The sequence below is a fragment of the Bacillus sp. AG4(2022) genome, assembly GCF_031844465.1.
GTDB lineage: Bacteria > Bacillota > Bacilli > Bacillales > Cytobacillaceae > Bacillus_AB > Bacillus_AB infantis.
In genome coordinates, this window is the sequence record NZ_JAUZVH010000001.1 from 301,847 (window position 1) to 320,424 (window position 18,578).

16 protein-coding genes and 1 riboswitch are annotated in these 18,578 nt (G+C 44.7%); of the genes, 4 read left to right on the forward strand and 12 right to left on the reverse strand.

Features of this window, described 5'->3' with window-relative positions; genetic code table 11:
- Positions 1-16: 16 nt before the first annotated feature.
- The 4 genes from Q9R36_RS01525 to ltaS form a co-directional block, all read right to left on the reverse strand.
- Positions 17-388 carry a VOC family protein gene (locus tag Q9R36_RS01525; RefSeq protein ID WP_101547615.1) on the reverse strand — a complete coding sequence of 124 codons (372 nt, stop codon included), beginning with the start codon at positions 386-388 and terminating at the stop codon, positions 17-19.
- A gap of 91 nt (positions 389-479) precedes the next feature.
- On the reverse strand, positions 480-1,442 hold the full coding sequence (locus Q9R36_RS01530; RefSeq protein ID WP_101547614.1) for an RNA polymerase sigma factor: 963 nt from the start codon (positions 1,440-1,442) through the stop codon (positions 480-482).
- Between the two features lie 444 nt (positions 1,443-1,886).
- Positions 1,887-2,120, reverse strand: a complete 234-nt coding sequence (locus Q9R36_RS01535; protein ID WP_009791624.1) for a hypothetical protein — start codon at positions 2,118-2,120, stop codon at positions 1,887-1,889.
- A 133-nt stretch (positions 2,121-2,253) separates the two neighbouring features.
- Positions 2,254-4,224 (reverse strand): lipoteichoic acid synthase, encoded by a 1,971-nt coding sequence (gene ltaS / locus Q9R36_RS01540; protein ID WP_094767303.1) that lies wholly within the window; start codon positions 4,222-4,224, stop codon positions 2,254-2,256.
- Positions 4,225-4,593: 369 nt separating this feature from the next.
- Between ltaS and Q9R36_RS01545 the strand changes: the two genes are divergently transcribed.
- Positions 4,594-5,208, forward strand: coding sequence for a YczE/YyaS/YitT family protein (locus Q9R36_RS01545; RefSeq protein WP_094767304.1), 615 nt, complete (start codon positions 4,594-4,596; stop codon positions 5,206-5,208).
- A gap of 575 nt (positions 5,209-5,783) precedes the next feature.
- Here Q9R36_RS01545 and Q9R36_RS01550 read toward each other — a convergent pair.
- From Q9R36_RS01550 to Q9R36_RS01565, 4 genes are all read right to left on the reverse strand, one after another.
- Positions 5,784-6,749, reverse strand: coding sequence for an ATP-grasp domain-containing protein (locus Q9R36_RS01550; RefSeq protein ID WP_101547613.1), 966 nt, complete (start codon positions 6,747-6,749; stop codon positions 5,784-5,786).
- Positions 6,750-6,763: 14 nt separating this feature from the next.
- A complete protein-coding gene (locus Q9R36_RS01555) occupies positions 6,764-7,810 on the reverse strand; it encodes an LLM class flavin-dependent oxidoreductase (RefSeq protein ID WP_009791620.1) in 1,047 nt (348 codons plus the stop codon).
- Between the two features lie 80 nt (positions 7,811-7,890).
- Positions 7,891-7,997, reverse strand: a riboswitch (SAM riboswitch).
- Between the two features lie 102 nt (positions 7,998-8,099).
- On the reverse strand, positions 8,100-10,391 hold the full coding sequence (locus Q9R36_RS01560; protein ID WP_311224428.1) for a helicase C-terminal domain-containing protein: 2,292 nt from the start codon (positions 10,389-10,391) through the stop codon (positions 8,100-8,102).
- Between the two features lie 103 nt (positions 10,392-10,494).
- Complete coding sequence (locus Q9R36_RS01565; protein ID WP_009791082.1) at positions 10,495-10,941, reverse strand: C40 family peptidase; 447 nt, start codon at positions 10,939-10,941, stop codon at positions 10,495-10,497.
- A gap of 215 nt (positions 10,942-11,156) precedes the next feature.
- Here Q9R36_RS01565 and Q9R36_RS01570 point away from each other — a divergent pair, with 215 nt between their 5' ends.
- The gene (locus Q9R36_RS01570) at positions 11,157-11,348 is read left to right on the forward strand and encodes a hypothetical protein (protein WP_009791081.1); all 192 of its coding nucleotides are present in this window, start codon (positions 11,157-11,159) and stop codon (positions 11,346-11,348) included.
- A 47-nt stretch (positions 11,349-11,395) separates the two neighbouring features.
- Here the strand turns inward: Q9R36_RS01570 and Q9R36_RS01575 are convergent, their stop codons facing one another.
- Positions 11,396-12,430 (reverse strand): mechanosensitive ion channel family protein, encoded by a 1,035-nt coding sequence (locus tag Q9R36_RS01575; protein WP_094767308.1) that lies wholly within the window; start codon positions 12,428-12,430, stop codon positions 11,396-11,398.
- Positions 12,431-12,595: 165 nt separating this feature from the next.
- Between Q9R36_RS01575 and Q9R36_RS01580 the strand changes: the two genes are divergently transcribed.
- Positions 12,596-13,681: an AI-2E family transporter gene (locus tag Q9R36_RS01580; RefSeq protein WP_101547611.1), complete on the forward strand. Its 1,086-nt coding sequence runs from the start codon at positions 12,596-12,598 to the stop codon at positions 13,679-13,681.
- A 63-nt stretch (positions 13,682-13,744) separates the two neighbouring features.
- Here Q9R36_RS01580 and Q9R36_RS01585 read toward each other — a convergent pair whose 3' ends face one another.
- The gene (locus tag Q9R36_RS01585) at positions 13,745-15,169 is read right to left on the reverse strand and encodes a PAS domain-containing sensor histidine kinase (RefSeq protein WP_306009955.1); all 1,425 of its coding nucleotides are present in this window, start codon (positions 15,167-15,169) and stop codon (positions 13,745-13,747) included.
- 156 nt (positions 15,170-15,325) lie between these two features.
- Between Q9R36_RS01585 and Q9R36_RS01590 the strand changes: the two genes are divergently transcribed.
- Positions 15,326-16,375, forward strand: coding sequence for a M42 family metallopeptidase (locus tag Q9R36_RS01590; RefSeq protein WP_224951828.1), 1,050 nt, complete (start codon positions 15,326-15,328; stop codon positions 16,373-16,375).
- Positions 16,376-16,410: 35 nt separating this feature from the next.
- On the opposite strand, the gene Q9R36_RS01595 is transcribed toward Q9R36_RS01590, so the two are convergent.
- Together Q9R36_RS01595 and Q9R36_RS01600 are read right to left on the reverse strand one after the other, a co-directional pair.
- Positions 16,411-16,920 carry a M15 family metallopeptidase gene (locus Q9R36_RS01595; RefSeq protein WP_232217729.1) on the reverse strand — a complete coding sequence of 170 codons (510 nt, stop codon included), beginning with the start codon at positions 16,918-16,920 and terminating at the stop codon, positions 16,411-16,413.
- A gap of 471 nt (positions 16,921-17,391) precedes the next feature.
- Positions 17,392-18,381 (reverse strand): C40 family peptidase, encoded by a 990-nt coding sequence (locus Q9R36_RS01600; protein ID WP_311224429.1) that lies wholly within the window; start codon positions 18,379-18,381, stop codon positions 17,392-17,394.
- Positions 18,382-18,578: the final 197 nt, after the last annotated feature.

Here is an 18,578-nt window from a genome sequence, read left to right on the forward strand (position 1 = left end):
TGTCTCCCCATGCTTTTTATCCTGTACAAATCATAATGATATGGCCGTCAGGATCTTTTACGTTGAAAAAGCTGAAATCGTCAAAGCGGGTTATCTCTGGGTCAACGGCAAAACCCTCGCTTTCCATCCAGCTGTATGCCTCTTGAATGTCCTCAGTATGCAGGTTGAACAATGGATAAAGCCCTGCCTGCGGTCTTTCCCTTTCACCGTAAGGTCCTGCATCCAGGGTAAGACCGGTTGCCCCATTCATTTTTACATTATATACCGGGTTCTCAACCGGCTCTGTGACTTTCTGGCCAAGAAGCTTACAGTACCATCCTGCTGACTTTTCCAGATCTGCCACATGTACAAAAACGGTATTCATCCTATTGACTATAGGTGTTTTCATCTTCCCATCTCTCCCTGTCTTTTAAATAGAACCTGAACAACAGCTCTTCAAGATCTATAACGGGAAAAAGATGCCAAATTATACGCGGGATTTAAAAAATATGATAAAAATATTCAGCTCCCAGTTTCACATCCAGCTCTTTTGCAGCTGCATTCATTAAATCCCAGGAAAAGCAATAAAATTTCCAATACACTATTTTATCATTTTCCAGTTCCATAAAGTGAATGTTCTGCAGCAGCTTCTCTCCGGATTTAAGAGCAAACTCCAAAATGACCTGCCTGCCCCATAGCGTCGTGATGGCGGCTTCGGCCCCTTCCTGCCTGGATACCACCTCTGCCCAGTCTTTGAGCGAATTTCGTTCTGTTTCTCTTTTTCCAAATTCCACTCCAGCATGGGTAATATCTGTGAGAAGATTCTCGTCAAGAAGAGAAGCAATCATGGCCATGTCTTTTCTTCGGAAGCCTTCGAGCAGGGTGCTGATTGTTTTGTCAAGTGAGGCAGATATAGCTATCCCTTCCTGCAGTCTATGATTCTGCTCTCTTTCAGGGATATTCTTCAACACATCTCTTGCTCTCTGTACATTTGCATAGACAGCACCAGGCGAAAGACTGACGATATCTGCAGCCTCTTTTGCTGTAAAAAGAAAAACGTCTGTAAGCAGAAGGCAGACAAATTGCTTCAGACTCAGCTGGCGGGCCAGATAATCGAGGGCTGGGAGAATCTCAAGCTCCTTCTCGCTGCCGCTTTCCAGAATTTCTACAGGGTATGAATCTGTATAGGCAATCCGATTTCTTCTTTGCTGATCGATCCATGTATTAGTGGCGATTTTGAATAAGTAGGATTTTACATTCAGCTCTTGAAAGACCTTTGAGAGCATAGCCAGGGATTTCAGCAATGTATCCTGGACGAGGTCTTCTGCATCCCATGGAGAGCCCGTCAGTCTGTAGCAATATCTCCACAGTAAAGAGCGATAAGGTTCTATCTCCTGCTTGAATCTTTTTTCCAGGTCTTTGATTTCCGTGCTTATTGTGTGTAAACCTTGATTACCTTCCATGGAGACTCCTTTGTTAAAATGAAAAAATTCGTTTTTTTGCTTCTCACCTAACAACTTCGACGATTTTCGGCAATTTCCTTTAACAGACAGCAAAAAAGAGCCATTGTGGCTCTTTTTGATACTCAGAAAATTATAAGTATGGTTTTAAAATTTGTTTTACTTTTAAATGGGGCTGGTGTTTTCCGTTCCAGGCACTTCGCTTTCCGCGGGGCGAAGCCTAAGCCTCCTCGCGCCGCGCGCTGCGGGGTCTCAACTCTTCCGCTATTTCCCGCAGGAGTCTGTGTGCCTTCCACTGCAAACACCAGGGCTTTTTTAATTATATGGCGATTTTGCAGCTGTATGAAGCTCACTTCTTCAAACATAGATAGCTGCTCATATCACTGTGGCTATTTAAAAATACATGATGCATTCTTAACCCGATTACAGCAGCTCTCTAATCTGCTGTTAGACATTATTAACAACCAAATACAGCCTTCTCTCCCGTTCTTCCTTCTCGTCTTCAGAAGCCAGGTCATATTTCTTCAATAGATGAAATACGTCATTCAGGATTTCCTGTGTGTGTTCTTTTTGCAGGAATTCTTCCATCAGCGGCTGGAGCTGGCTGGGGAGATGTTCCTTTTGCTGTTCATATTTATTTTTAACATCTTCTGCTGAATGGTTCAGTTGGCATTCACTCATGTTTACCTCTCCTTCCTGTTATATAAAGTCTGTGGCTATTTAGATAGCTTCCCTATTTTAAGGGGATTTACACCTGCCTTGGAGTATCCTAACATGGAAAAAGCAGAAGCCGGGGCTTCTGCTTTTTGGTGTTTTATTTTTGAAGCCCTGTCATTGGGTTCGCTTCCTCGGCAGGCTCTTCTTTGATATATTTGTAATCCTTGCGGTTGATTGGTTCAAAGCCTTCTGGATTGTGGAATCTCAGCAGATCTTTGTACACGATATTGTCAGACATCAGCAGTTCTTTTTTCGCCTGTTCTGACAGCCTTACACAAGCACTGCCTTCCTCAAGCTCTTCACCGGTTTCCGTGGAGTAACATTTTTCATCAACAGAAGTGTATTCCGGGCTGATGAAGTCGCCGTTGCGGAAAGGAATAACTTCCCGGTGGGTTTCAGACAATAAATCTGAACCGATCTGCATATAGTCTTTTGTGCTGACGCCAAGAAGATGCATCAGGGTCGGCATTACATCCACCGCGCCACCGTATGTGTCCATCGCGCCGCCTTTTACCCCAGGTACGTGGATGAAAAGAGGGACTCTCTGCAGCTGGGCATATTCAAAGGAATCGATTTCCTTGCCTAGAACCTGCTCCATTGCAGGGTTGTGATTTTCAGAAATGCCATAATGGTCACCATACATGACGATCACTGTATTATCATACAGGCCGGATGCTTTAAGGTCGTTAAAGAACTGCTCAAGCGCCTGGTCCATATAATTGGCAGAAGTAAAGTAATGGTTAACAACACTGTCTTCTGTTTCTGCCGGCTGGAATTCTGTGTCCCCTTCATCCATTTTGAATGGGAAGTGGTTGGACAGAGTGATGAACTTTGTATAGAACGGCTGCTTCAGGCTTTCCAGCATCGGCATGGATTCTTTAAAGAAAGGCTTATCCTTCAGGCCATAGTTCTTGGTGTTCTCATCTGTCATGTTGTAATATTCGGCATCAAAGAAATGGTCATAGCCGAAGGATTTGTAAATTTCATTCCGGTTCCAGAACGTTTTATAATTCCCGTGAAAAGAGGCCGACGTATAGCCGCGCGTCTTCAGTATCGCAGGTGCTGCCTGGTAGGTGTTCTGGGCCTTGTTGACAAAAACAGCCCCCTGGGACATCGGATACAGTGAATTCTCCATCATGAACTCGGCATCGGATGTTTTACCTTGCCCTGTCTGGTGGAAATAGTTCTTAAAGTAAAAAGTCTGTCCATTATGAGCCAGGGAATTCAGGAACGGTGTTACTTCCTGGCCGTCCAGCTTATAGTCGATCAGGAATGTCTGGAAAGATTCCAGTGAAACATAGATCACATTCATGCCTTTTGCTTTTCCGAAATAATCAGGATTCGGTTCTGCATAATTGGCTTTCACATAGTTTTCAACCTCTGTGATATCACTGCTGTCTGCCATGGCGCGCTGACTGGCAGATCTGGCATTTTGAATAATGTCATAAACCGTGAAATTATAGGCGCCCAGATACTTGACCAGATAATTGCGGTCAAATGAGCGTGTCAGGAGTTCAGGACGGTCTTTTTCAGCAAGCCCAAGATTAATGAAGAATGTGATGACAGCAGCAGCAATCACCAGGCTTGCCGTCATTCTCTTCCGTGTATGCTTCGCCGGTCTGTACCATTTGACTGCTGCCAGCACAACCAAAAGGATCGTGTCGGCAAAGTACAGGATATCAAACGGTGACATCAGCGAAAGTGCACTGTCTCCAAGCTGTCCGGCATTTGTTTTTGTCTGCATAAGGACAGGTACTGTAATAAAGTCATTGAAGAAACGGTAGTACACCACATTGGCGTACAGCAGGAAAGACAGCAGAAACTGAACAGCAATCAGTACGCCTGACTGTATCTTTCCTTTAAAAAATAGTGCGATCCCCAAGAATAGAAGGGATGAGCTCAGCGGGTTCAGGAAAAGCAAAAATTCCTGCATGCTGTTGTCGATTCCTAAATTGAATTCAATCTGGTATGCAGCATATGTTTTCAGCCACAGCAAAACAACTGCCAGGAAAAAAACGCTCATGCTGTTTTTAAATAGCTCCTTAGGCGATTTTAAGATCGATTTCATCCTTTTACACCTCTTAATTTGTAAAGTTATTGCAAGAGCACAAATTCCTATTTCATACTTCCTGCCAAAACTAGAAAAACTTAGCAGCCGCTAAGTTCGGAAAAACGTTATACTCCAAACCCACGGGCTCAGAACCTAGTTTTTGTAAAAGATTCGTTAATTAATAGTGAACGAATGTTAAATACTATACCATATTTTAACCCACTTGAAAACATTCATCAAATTTGAAGCAAAGTTTATGTTGGGAAAAAATTAATCTTTTCATAAGGCAAATGGTGATGATACAATGTATCTTCCGCATGAATCCGCTTTCTCTCATGCGGCTAAAACAGGAAAATAAGGTGTAACAGCCTGATAAAGGAGAACAACATGAAGGAAAGAATTTTATTTTTTGCAGCAGGGCTGCTTGTCCTCACGTTAGGTGTGGCGCTTATTATCAAATCTGCCCTCGGCGCCTCTGCTTGGGATGCACTGGCAGTTGGCGAGTCCCATCTTTTCGGGCTGACCGTAGGGACTTGTGTATTCATAAATGGAATTGCTCTGATCATCATCAACTCTATATTATTGAAGAAAAAGCCGGAAATCCTGGCGGCAGGAACCATTCTGGTCATTGGTGCTTTGATTGATTTCTGGCTGCTGGCAGTATTCAAGGACTTTTCTCCAAGCATGCTGCTCACCCAGTCCTGTACTTTGCTCTCAGGCATATTGACAATGGGTCTGGGGATCGCCGTCTACCTTCAGGCAAAATTCCCTCCAAGCCCGATGGATACCTTGATGGTCGCCGTTCACACCAGGTTTGGCCTTTCTTTAAGGACTTCCCGTATAGCCAGTGAAGGATTTGCCCTTATTCTGGCGTTTCTTTTCCAGGGAGCGATCGGCCCTGGAACCATCCTGGTCACACTGACACTCGGCCTAGTGGTGCAGTATTTCCATCCTAAGCTGGAAATTATAATGGCAAATGGGTTGAAGAAAGCTGTTGTATAAAATATTTCGGGTTCTGTCAGTATAAAGTCCGAATTGGCAGTACTTGCAGCAGACTCTTTAGCAGTGAAATTAGCACACAAAAAGCTCGGAGCTATAATGCTCTGAGCTTTTTTTATAGAGATTGCACTTTGTTGAAGATAAGCAACCGTATGTTCAATTAACGATTTTGTTGTGAGGCAGGAATACCAGCTAAAAGAGCAATTTTTCCCCACCCCACCCTACTAAAAGAGCTGGCCTTCCAGGGACAGGATGAGGTTCAGCGCGGTTTGACAAATTAGCGGAGAAATTCCCGTTAATTTCAAAAGAGCTCTAAAAACAGCTTAAATAGAGGGAGAAATTCCGGCTATCGACCCGAAAAAAAGGAAAATTCACCATTTTGCTTCGCTTAACCGGAAAATCCCCGCTTATTTATACCCTTTCGAGCCCTATTATCAATTTAACCGGAAAATCTCCGCTTATTAATTTTTTGTTGGCAACCCACTCCATTCCTTCACTATCCTGCTCCTTCCATCCGGAATTGAAGTCACACTATCAAAAAAGGCCGCTCCCAAATGAGCGGCCTTCTTCTATTATTATCACACTCTGCTGTATTCCCTAACCTTAGCCTGTTCTTTTTCAAGCTCGGCACCGAGGAATTTGGCGGCTTCAAGCATGCCGTATTTGCCTGCTTTTGCCTCTGCGTCAGAATTATAATTTGTGTTTGTGTTGACATCATACGTATAAATATCCCCATTGGCATTTTTAATAAATTCAATGCCGGCGATTTGAATGCCGTTATTCCTGAGGAAGGTTTCGTATTTTTCAATGATCGGGTCGTTGAAGCCTTCAATGATCTTAAACTTTGGCTTTTCTTCCACCTCTTCGCCAACAGGACAGAACAGATCCCCGATTTGGCAGGCATCGGCCGGGCAAAGCTCAAAGCCTTCTGATGTATCCACCTGGACGGCATAGACGAATTTTCCGCCCACGAATTCGCATCTGGTAATATATGATTCTGGCGACTCAATATATTCCTGGATCAGAGTGATGCCATCGACAGGCTCTTCAAAATTCGGCCCTTCGACATATTCCCTCAATGCGTCCAGAGAATGGAACAGCTGGACGCCGAGCCCTTTGCCTGCGCGGTTATGCTTCGTGATGAACGGAGCGCTGTCGAGCTTTACAGCTGCTTCAAGAATTTGATTTTTTCCGACAGCTGCTATTGTTTTCGGAGTGGCGATTCCTGCAGCATTCAGCGCTGTATATTGATTGACTTTGCTGACCTCCAGCCTTAAAGCGCGGCTTCCGTTGAAAACGGTGCGGCCATGCTGCTCAAGCCATGACAGGACAGATTCCGTCAGCTCCGGTGCAAAGCGGTTCCCCCTTGTGTGGGAAGATGCGCTCATCCTGCTGTAGAAAATCCCCTCCGGAGGTGCACTGGTCAGGTCAACAATCCCTTCATTCAAAAACCATTCCTCATAAGGAAGACCCAGCTCTTCCAGCCTTTTTGTCAAATGGGCAGTCCATTCGCTGTTTTCGTGTATGATGTGTATTTTGCTCATATGTTCTCCCTCTTTTACTTTAAGATTTTCCTTTTGGCTTCAACCAGCGGCATGACTTTTTCCGAAAATCTCTGCATTTCCTCCAGCTGTGGAGAGAACTGAAGCAGAAGCAGATCGACGCCGGCTTCTTCATAAGCAATAATCTGTTCAGCAATCTGTTCAGGGGTTCCGATCAGATTTGGCCTGAGGCCCCGGTTGGAAACGGAATAATCGTACAGCTTTACCTGCTGCTCAAGCTGCGATTTGCCTACAAAATCTTTGTAGCCTGCATAGCCGCTTGATTCTTTTACATTGGTGATGCGGGCAAGCTCTTCCTGCGCCTCTTCTTCTGTGTCGCGGCAGACAATGTAGGCTGCCATGCCAAAAGACTTAAATGGCTCATTCCCGCTTTCCTGCCTGCGTGCTCTCATGTCATCAATTTTAGTTTTTACCTCTTCAACTGTCCCGCCGTGCATCACATAGGCATCGCAGTGATTAACAATTGCTTCCTTGCCGCGGGGGCTTTCTCCGCCTGCATAAAGGATCGGATTCGGCCTTTGCACCGGCTTAGGGGACAAATGGGCGTTTTTAATAGAATAATAGCTGCCGTCAAAATTAAAGGTTTCTTCTTCCCATAAACCCTTCATGACCTTGACGAATTCTTCTGTCCGGTCATAGCGCTCATCATGTTCAGTAAAGATGCCGGCATACTGGCGCGCCTCTTCCTCCCACCATGCGGATACAACATTCAGGGTAAAACGGCCATTGCTGATATGGTCGATATTGCTTGCCATTTTTGCCGTCACCGCAGGATTATGGAAGCCTGGGCGGACAGCCGTCATAATTTCTATTTTCTCAGTCACCGCAGCAAGAGCGGCCGCAGTTGACCATGCTTCAAGTGAATCCTGCTCCGGGCCTTTTATATCATTCAAGTAAAGTTCTGCTATTAATGTGGTATCATATCCCCACTTCTCTGCTGCCTGGATGACTTCTTTCGCATAGCTGAAGGTCGGGGGCATCTTCTCGTCTTCTACATTGCGCAGCCAGCCGCCAAAGATCGGCAGCCAAAATCCGTATTTCATCTGTCTCTTCTCCTCTCACTTGCACCTTGTTGTCAGCAATAAAAAAAACTTCTCCGATAAGAAGAAGTTTGTATGCCTCTATCTTATCTGCCAAAGCATTGCGCTTTGCTGGATTTAGCACCATTCTGACTAAGTCAGCGGCTGCCGGGTATCACAGGGCCAGTCCCTCCACCACTCTCGATAAGAAATATTCAATTGATTTCATAGTAATCCTACAACAAAGGTCGGCTTTCTGTCAACTGACTAGTCTAACTATTTTTAAAAATGTTTTTTTTCCTGCAAGCCTTTTTTATCGTGTGAGCCTTTTTAGCGGAAACCATTCTGCAGGGAGCAGTTGTTCATATCTTTTTTGAAGGAAGCGGTCATCAATCAGCAGGATGGTTCCTGTGTCTTCCTCTGAACGGATGAGGCGCCCGCCAGCCTGGGCTGCTTTATTGGCTCCCGGAAAAGTATACGCATAATCATAGCCGTTTTTTCCTTCAGCCTGAAAATAATCTTTAATCAGATTACGCTCAAGACTCAGCTGTGGAAGCCCCACACCAACAATAATGACACCGCCGAGCCGGGTTCCCTTCAAGTTGATCCCTTCTGAAAAAATTCCGCCCAGCACAGCGAACCCAAGAAGGCTTTCTTCAGGTTCCTCCTTAAAGGAAGACAAAAATTCTTCTTTTTCTCCCTCTGCCATCCCCTGTTCCTGTACCATCATCCTGATAGTGCTGGATTCTTTCATTTGTTCATGGATTTCCCTCATATATTGGTAAGACGGAAAAAAGTTTAAGTAATTCCCGGGCCGTTCAGCTGCCAGCTTTTCTACCGATCGGATCAAAGCTTCACCTGTCGCGCTTCTGTCCTTATATCTAGTTGAAAGCGGCAAAGCAAGAACTTCTGCATTTTCTTTCGGGAACGGGGAAGGCAATGACAGGGAATAATGATCCTCATTCCAGCCCAGCATGTTCTTGAAATAATCGAATGGCTGGAAGGTAGCCGAAAAAAAGAGTTTGCTGCGGAAGCCCTTGCCCATTTTCTGGACAAGATAGGATGGATCTAAACAAAACAGCTTGAGTACTACATCCTTTCCGGACTTTTCTGTATAAATGACAAATCGCTCATCTGCCAGCCTTGATATCCTCAGGAAAGCCTGTACAGAAAAATAAGTATCAAGCAGCAGTTCCTGGCCCTCATCTCCCCTGCCGCTGATCAGCTCCTTTTCTGAGCAATGAGCAAAGTCCTCAAGATGCTCCAGCAGATTTTCCGGCAGCTCTTCGTGAATGCGATAGCTTTCCTCCTTTAATTCTCTATTGAAAGAGATAAAAACATCATTCATCTTTTTAGCTGCTGCAGAAAGCTGCGGGGCCGTGTTTTTATAAGCCCTTTTCAGCTGAAGGAAATTCTGCTTCCCCAGATCCGCCGAAAACATATCCCTCGCCCGGTCCACCAGATTATGCGCCTCATCGATCAGAAGAGCTGTCTTTTTCTTGCCTTCTGTATGAAGCCTTTTCAGGGACACCCGGGGATCAAAGATATAATTGTAATCGCATATGACTGCGTCTGCGGCATATGCAAGTTCCAGGGAAAATTCAAACGGGCAGACTGTGTGCTTCATGGCATATTTTTCAATAACACTCCGGTCAATGATGGATTCATGAGAGAGGATATCAAGGACTGCTTCATTGAGGCGGTCATAAAACCCGTCAGCGAACGGACAATGCTCTTTCTGGCAGACCGTCTGCTCCTGAAAGCATATTTTGTCCTTGGCCGTTATTGTTACCGTGTGCATATGGAGGCCTTTTTGCTGCATCAATGAAAAAGCTTCTTCGGCTGCCTGCCTTGTGATAGTTTTGGCTGTAAGATAGACCATCCTTGACAGCAGCCCCTCTCCCATCGCCTTGATGGCGGGAAAAGCAGTTGAAATGGTCTTTCCTGTCCCGGTCGGCGCCTGGGCAAACAAGTCCTTTTCATCCAGAATTGATTTGTACACAGCTTTTGCAAGCCTTCGCTGTCCCTTCCTGTATTCCGGAAAGGGAAAAGGCAGGGCTTTAATGCTGGTATCCCTTTTTTCCCTATGATGGAGCATGAGCCGTGCGTAAGGATAAAAGTCAGCAATCAGCCCCTTCACATAACCTTCGAGGAAGGATAAAGTCTCCACCTTCCTGAAGCGCTTTTCTTCTTCAGTGTGGATCTGCAAGTAGGTAAGCTGAACGGTGATTCTCTCAAGCCCGCGCTCTTTTGCAAGCATAAAAGCATAGCATCTTGCCTGAGCCCAATGCACAGGATGGGTATCTTCATCGAAAGCTGACAAATCCTTTGCCGTCGACTTGATTTCATCTACAACCAGTTCCCCATCCTCCTGAATAATCCCGTCACATCGCCCCTCAAGAAGGAACTCAATCTCCTCATGCTGAAGTGCTTCCTTCAAGAAAACCTCATATTCATCTTCTTCCTTATAAGTACTCTGAATTTTCTTGTGCGCTTTCGTTCCTTCAGCCATCGAGGAAGCTGCTGCAAACCCGGACTCAATGCTTCCGGAACGATAGACATATTCCGCCAGGCTTCTGGCAGAAATTCTCCAGCTTTTAGTCATCACAAGGTCTCCTTGCCATCTATGATAGTACCATTATAGCACATATGTTCCCGAATTCAGGCAAACAAAAAGGGCGGGATTGTCCCGCCCTTGGTTATCATAATTAAATTCGTTTAGCTCCATAATAGGCTTTGCTCCAATAAGGATTGGACATAGAATCAATCTTAACGCCCTTAGAGCTTGACGCATGGATGAATTTGTTGCCTCCAAGGTAAAGGCCGACATGTGATGGACCTTTTTTATAGGTGCTGAAAAAAACGACGTCCCCTTTTTTCAGGCTTTTCTTTTGTACGGCTTGTCCCGTTTTATAAAGCTGCCCGGTAGTTCTGGGAATCTTTTTTCCGGCTTTGCTGTAGGTGAATCCGACAAGGCCGGAACAGTCGAAGCCCTTAGGCGAAGTGCCGCCCCATTTATAAGGAACTCCTATGTATTTTTGGGCCACTGCAGCCGCAGAAGAACCATAGGAAGCCGCTTCTGTATTTTCTCCCCCAAACAATCCGGCAAAAAGCAGGCTAGTGCAAAGAAAAACGCTTGTGATCAGCTTCTTCATGTTGTCCCCCAAGTAATTTTCTCTCTCTGTTTTGTGATGAACTTAGTTTCTCACATGCTTCCTGAAAAATAATTTACAAAAACATGTTTGTTATGTAACAAAAGGATTACAAATATTGACGTTTTTCGACCAATAAAATTATAGTAAGCGATTACAAAGTACCCAATCCTCCAATTTAGTAGATACATATACTGTAAATAAAGGAGGTGTTCTTAGTGCAGCAGCTTCCCCTTCTATATCTTGCCTGCATCCTTGCAGGGTATGCACTGATTCAAACAGCCGGACTGGCTTTTGTGACAGGGGGCTTTGCCGCATTTATTACCGCTGTTGGTGTAACAGCCATGATAATATTTGCAGCTGCCCTGCTTTTCCTCGGCTTGAAGGCTTTATTGGGCCGCAAGCTTTAGTTTTGATTACTTGCAAAAAACAGAGGCCAGGTGCCCTGGCCTCTGTTTTACATACCTGCCTCTTTCTCTGCAGCAGGAAAGGAGGCAAGGCTGATATCATGTTCATAAAAGATGCCGGCTATAGCATGGCGCAGGCGGCTTTCATATTTTTGCTTAGTATCGAAATTTTTGACCGGGACCTCGATTAAAAACAGCATCGTATCATACTTAAAGTCAACCAGCCTGATTTCAGCAAGGTTTACTTTTAAATACGCTGAAAAATGATCAGCTTCCTGAAGGACCGCCTCTTTCAGCAAGTTTTCAATTCTGCCTGTATCTTCTCCGAATTTTATATTGACCTCCACAGAAGCAAGCATTTCCGATCCAGTCCGGTTTTTGATGATCTGTTCAATAAAATGCTGGTTTGGAACGATCAGCGTTCCCTCTTTCGCAGTTCTTACTATCGTGGAACGAAGCCGTATGCTTTCAATGGTTCCGATTTTATTATTGATCTCAATCAGTTCCCCTACTTCCACAGGCCGTTCAAACAGGATGATGATGCCTGAAATGAAGTTGCCGGCAATATTCCTCATCCCAAAGCCGATTCCGATCCCCAGCACCCCGAGAGCCGCTCCTGCCGCAGTAAGGTCAAGACCGACCGTTGTCAGGCTGACGGCAACCGCCGCTATCATGATCGCATAATAGATGAAGCGGTTGAATGTATATCTCAGCCCCCTGTCGACATGATAATGTTCATAGACAGAAGACAGAATCTGCAGCGTAAGAACCCTGACAAACTTATTCGCCAGAGAAACAATAAGGAAGGCCGTAAATATCAGCCGCAGTGAGACTTTAACGTCCCCTGCCTGATAGAGCGTATAATTCAGCCAGTCCTGCGTTGAAAAAAAGTTCAGGAACAGTATCAGGGAAGCGTAAAAGGCCGCCCAATTGAGGACCGAGAGCATGCCTTCTTTTGCTTCCGGCTGGGCCCATCGCCTTCTTGCAGCAAAAAATTGCAGGATGAACTTTAGAAGCCAAATAGCCGCAAACCAGGAGAAAAACTGAATATATTCTTCTCTTGTTAATTCTTTAAAAAAGTCCATTGCCGTTCACCTTTACTTCTTTTATTTCTCTTTGTATTCCTTATAGGGCCGCTTTCTAAACAGGGATAATTTTAAAAGCCGATAAAAGAAGGGGTTTCGGTCCCGGCGGCAAGGGAAAAAAGGAAGGATACTATCAATTGAATTCAGGGATTCCAGGGGGATAATATGTGGATTAAAAAGCCGTTTTTTATGTATATAACAGGAGCCATACTCGTGCTGGTTGTTATTTTTCTATTGGGTAAGATCGATTGGTTCATCTGGCCATTCCGGAAGCTTGTGGCGACCATTTTCTTCCCCATCCTGATATCGGGTCTTCTTTATTATATCCTCAGGCCAGTCATCCGCTGGCTGAGCGGCTATATGCCGAAGACCGCTTCCATCCTTATTGTATTCGGTACGCTGATTGGCATTGGAACCGGAATTTTTTATTTCGGCGGAAGCCTGATAGCAGAACAGATCACCCAAATATCAGACTCTTTCCCTGACAAAATGGAGGATCTTACATCAGAGACAAAGGAAATGGTGGATGAGAATGACTTTGGCTTCCTTTCCTATGAGGAGATCGAGCAGAAGGTCCTTTCCTATTCGCAATCATTCATTAATACAGTCGGCAGCAACCTTACCGGGATCATTTCAGCCATAACCAGCATCGCAACCGTCCTGGTAGTTGTTCCCTTCATTCTTTTCTATTTTTCAAAAGATGACGAAAAACTCCGGCCGAAACTGCTGAAATGGATACCGGATGAGCATAAAATAGAAGGCAACCGGATTTTGCTGGACATCGACAAAACCTTATCAACTTATATTATCGGCCAGTTTATCATAGCTTTTGCCGATGGTGTCCTGATGTATATCGGTTATCTGATCATCGGCCTGGATTATGCTTTAGTGCTGGCATTGTTCGCCACGTTCCTGACAGTCGTCCCTTTTCTCGGACCGCTTCTAGGCATCATTCCTGCCATTTTTGTCGGTTTGATGCAGGAACCTTTCATGGTGATTAAAATCCTGATTGTCCTTGTTGCGGTCCAGCAGCTGGAGGGGAATCTCATAACACCGCAGGTAATGGGAAAAAGACTGAACATCCATCCGCTGACAGTCATCCTTGTCCTGCTGGTGGCAGGTTCCCTTTATGGCTTCATCGGCATTCTGGTGGCCATTCCATTTTATTCTGTTGTTAAGGTGATTGTGAGGGATTTCTGGAAGTTCTACAGGCTCCGCCACCTGGCAGGCTCAATTGGAAACAAAGAATGATAGATAGAACAAGAACCGCCTGGAGACGCAGCCAGGCGGTTCTTGTTCTTTTTCGAGGTTTTTTCACATACCGTGGACCGGAAAATATACTCTTACCGTAGTCCCTTTGCCCTCATCGCTTTCGACTTTCACCCTCCCATGATGATCGTCAGCGATTTTGTAGCTTGTCATCAGGCCAAGGCCGGTTCCTTTCTCCTTTGTTGAATAAAAAGGCTCTCCCAGGTTTGCAAGCCTTTCTGCCGGGATGCCGCATCCGCTGTCCTTGATGATGGCGCATAACTCCCCATCCGCCTTTACCGTGCTAATGATGCTGCTCCCTTTTTCTTCGATGGCATCAAGCGCATTTTGAATGATATTGATAAAAAGCTGCTTTAATGAATTAGGATCTCCAAGCAGTGGATACGGTCCATTTCCTGGCTCGAATGTGAGTTCTTTATTGTTCATGAGCGCCTGCGGCATCATCAGGTCAACAACATGCCTGATGACATCATTTAAATCAAGAACTTCGACCTTTGTGCTGTGGGGCTTTGCAAGAGCCAGAAATTCAGTGATGATATTGTCTATTCTGTTGATTTCATTGATGATGATGGAAGAAAAAGCAGGATTGAAGCTCCGGCCATCTGAAAACAGCTGCATGAATCCCTTGATAGGCGTCAGCGGATTCCTGATTTCATGTGCAACTGCAGCAGCCATCTGGCCTACAACAGCCAGCTTTTCTGACCTTCTCAGCAGTTCATTGGTCTCAATCCTTTGCTGAATGTCCCGGGAAACGGATAAAATCTGAGCGCCGCTTTCAAATGTATATTCATCTATTCCTTTAACATGGGATTCCATCCAGATGTAGCTCCCATCCTTCTTTTTTACACGATGAGTGATCAATAACGGCTCTCCGATTCTCAGCATAAGCTGATATCTTCTGCGGACTTCTTCGATATCATCAGGATGAATGAGCTTAAAGGCATTCAGCTCCAGCATCTCGTCAGGCTCATACCCCAAGATCCGGTTCACTGATGGTGAAGCATATAAATACGTAGCGTCATATTTGTGCAGGATAATCAAATCAGAGATATTGTCTGCCAGAAGCCGGTAATTCTGCTCGCTTTCTTCTCTTTTACTTTCCAATCGCTTTTGTTCGGTAATATCCACGATCTGGCCGAACATATATTGATCATCGGCACTTTCTCCCTTAACAAGGGATAGATTGAGCTGCCCTGTCTTATGTGAGCCATCCTTGCAAATGTAACGCTTTTCCAGCTCATATTCTGTCCGTTTTCCGTCCAGGATTTCATTGAGCAGCTCCAAATCTTTTTTATAATCATCCGGGTGGCTTATGTCCTCAATTGTAAGGCCTGCCCACTCTTCCATTGAATAGCCGAGAAATTTGCAGAATGCCTCATTTACAATCACTTGGTCTATATGGCCGATCACTACAGTCTGCGGGATCCTGGATTGATAAAACAGCTGCATAAACATGTTAGAATTCTTCATATTGCCTCCGATAAACCTCTAAGCGTTACTCTCATCTTACTAAATATTAACCTTTTCACTCAATCATAATCTGGAAAACCTGAATATCATCAGATTTAACAAAAGTTTTTTTCCTAGTATAATGGAAAGGAATCCAATCATATTAGGAGTGATCTTTTGACTAACAGCAATGTAAAGCAAACGGCAGACCTGATCAGGGAACTCGTTTCCATACCCAGTCCATCCGGGAATACCAGCGAAGTAATTTCCTTTGTCCAGAACTATCTTGAACAGCTTGGCGTACATACATACCAGAACAGGAAAGGCGGCCTGATCGCCACACTTCCAGGAAAAAATGAAAAGCAGCACCGGATGCTTACGGCTCATGTTGACACATTAGGGGCGATTGTAAAGGAAATCAAACCAAATGGCAGGCTTAAAATCGATTTGATCGGCGGATTTACATACAACTCGATTGAAGGCGAATACTGCGAGATTGAAACGGCAGAAGGAAATAAATATACCGGCACCATCCTCATGAAGCAAACCTCTGTACATGTGTATAAGGATGCTGCGAAAGCTGAAAGAAATCAGCAGAACATGGAAGTGCGCATAGACGAAAAGGTTCACAGCAAAGAGGATGTACTTGCTCTTGGCATTGAAGTGGGAGATTTTGTATCTTTTGATCCGCGTGTCCAGGAAACAGAATCCGGATATATCAAATCGCGCCACCTGGATGATAAAGCCAGCGTCGCGATCCTGCTTCAGCTGATCAAGACTTTAAAAGAAAAGAATATCGAGCTGCCTTACACGACCCACTTCCTGATTTCGAACAACGAGGAAATCGGCTATGGCGGAAACTCCAATATTACACCGGAGACTGTTGAATACCTGGCTGTCGATATGGGCGCGATGGGTGAAGGCCAGTCAACAGATGAATATACGGTGTCCATCTGTGTGAAAGATGCAAGCGGTCCGTATCATTATGGATTGAGGAAGAATCTTGTTAAGATTGCAAAGGACAATCATATCGATTACAAGCTTGACATCTACCCTTATTATGGGTCTGATGCTTCTGCTGCCATCCGTTCCGGTCATGATATTATTCACGGACTGATCGGTCCGGGGATCGACTCCTCGCATGCCTATGAGAGGACCCACATGGAATCCCTGGACAACACAGCAAGACTGCTGTTCCATTATGTACAATCTGAGCTTGTCAACTAATGCAAAAGAGGATGCGTTTCGGCGCATCCTCCTTTTTATTCCTCCTCAGGAGGCCTCTTCCCTCTCTGAAGCTCCCATATGCTCAGCCCGAAATCATATTGCAGATGAGGGTAATCTTTGAAGCTGCGCCAATCGCCGCCCCATTCAAATCCGAGACCCTTTGCGATCTCGACGACCTCATCCCAGTCAGCACGGGAATTGCCGTTGCCGTCATAATTCATATCCCATATGACAGCTCCGTTTAAGGAAAGAAGGGCAAAATCAATGGCGAGGCCGAAATTATGGTATGACTCCCCGCCTTTGGCATTTGTCACGATTTCTCCTTCTGCCGTCCTGCCTTTTGCGTATAATTCATTCTGCTCTTCAATGCTGCGGAAATCCTGTGTAATGACAATATTGATCCCTTTATCCGCCGCCAGGCTGATCAGTTCATCCTTTTTGGCACTTACCACCGGATGAAGCTGGACCGGCAGGGGCGCATCCTCATCAAAGCCATTATCCATATCAATATGAAAATCAATTTCCGGAAATTGCTCTGCCTTCATGAGAAAAAGCAGATAAATTATCCCGGCAATCAATATAAAAATCCAGAAGCCTGATCTTTTAACCGGCACTTTGTCAGTCCTTTCTATATATAAGGCTGTGTTAAACAATGCTGTTGAATAAAGCCGTATACAAATAAATATAAAAAAAGATGCGGGGCATCATCTGGAAATATGCCTTACATCTTGTTTCTTATTATACTAGGAAATTGTTTATTCAGTCTAGAATGAAGCTGCTTAGCGTGCTGGCTGTAAAATTTCAGGTAAATAAAATGGCGTTTCTGATTAAAAGGGATATATGAAGGAATCTTTTGCAGCTGAATTATTATAAAAAAAGACAGCTCTTTCGAAAAGAGCCTGTCTAATGTAATTCCCATAAATTTTATTGCAGCTAATTGTATCTTTCTCCGATTTTTTTCTTTTTGCCCGTAGCTTAACACTGCAAAGCTTCAACACTAGAATACTTGCAGCCCATTACAGCAAAGACTTTGCCCCAAGATACCTAGTCTTCCAATAAGATAAATTCATATCGCTGATTGTTACACCCGTGGAAGAGCCAGAATGGATGAATTTGTTTCCGCCAAGATAGATGCCTGCATGTGAAGGGCCTGTCCCGGTCTCAAAGAAGACGATATCTCCCGGTGACGGTGAAGATACCGCTTTTCCGGCGCCCCAGATCGTTGCAACAGTTCTTGGGATTGATACTCCCGACTGCTTGAAGACATAGTTGATATAGCCGCTGCAGTCAAAACCTGCCGGTGTGCTTCCTGCCCATTTGTACGGGACGCCGATATACTTTTTCGCTTCGCTGATAATCGCATCGGCTTTGGAGGAAACAGATACTGGTGCTGGAGGCTTTGCAGCTGCTGCTGTGCCATTCAATTGAAGCTTCTGCCCTGCATAGATTGTATCGCTGGATAGATTATTCAATGCTTTTAATTGAAGTACAGAGGTATTGTTCCTGCTGCTAATGCTCCAAAGCGAATCTCCTTTTTGCACAGTATAACTTGACCCTGTTTGGGCTGGTGCCGGATTCAGCACTGGAGCATTGGCAGAGCTGCTTGCAGAAGCGCTGATTGAGAGCTTCTGGCCTTTATAAATCGTATCAGTTGACAGACGATTCCATTGCTTTAGGGATGCGACACTGACATCGTATTTCAGGCTGATTCCCCATAGCGTGTCCCCTGCCTGCACAGTATGTACTGTGGTGCCTGATGCTGCAGGCTGAGATGTGTGGCTGTGCGGAGCAATGACGGAAAGCTCCTGCCCCGGATAGATGACAGCACCGCTAAGCTTATTCCAGCTTTGAAGCTCGCCTACATTTATATTGTATTGCCTCGAGATCTTCCAAAGCGTATCTCCGGAGGCTACTTTATGTGTCTTTTCATGTGCGCTTGCTGAACCTTGAAAAGGAGTCAGCATCAAGCCTGCTGCGGCTGCAATTGTTATAAGTTGTTTTTTCATGGTGTACACTCCTTTAATTTCTTTCACATCCTAATTTTAGTAATCATTACACTAGAATAGTATGTGTAAAAAATGGAGTGCTTGGAATTAACTATTTTTATAGGTTAATTAAGGAATATCATCTTCTATTTCCCACAAACAAATAGGTTATATACCCCATGCTTTCATCTTCTAAACTTATACAAAAATAATTTCTA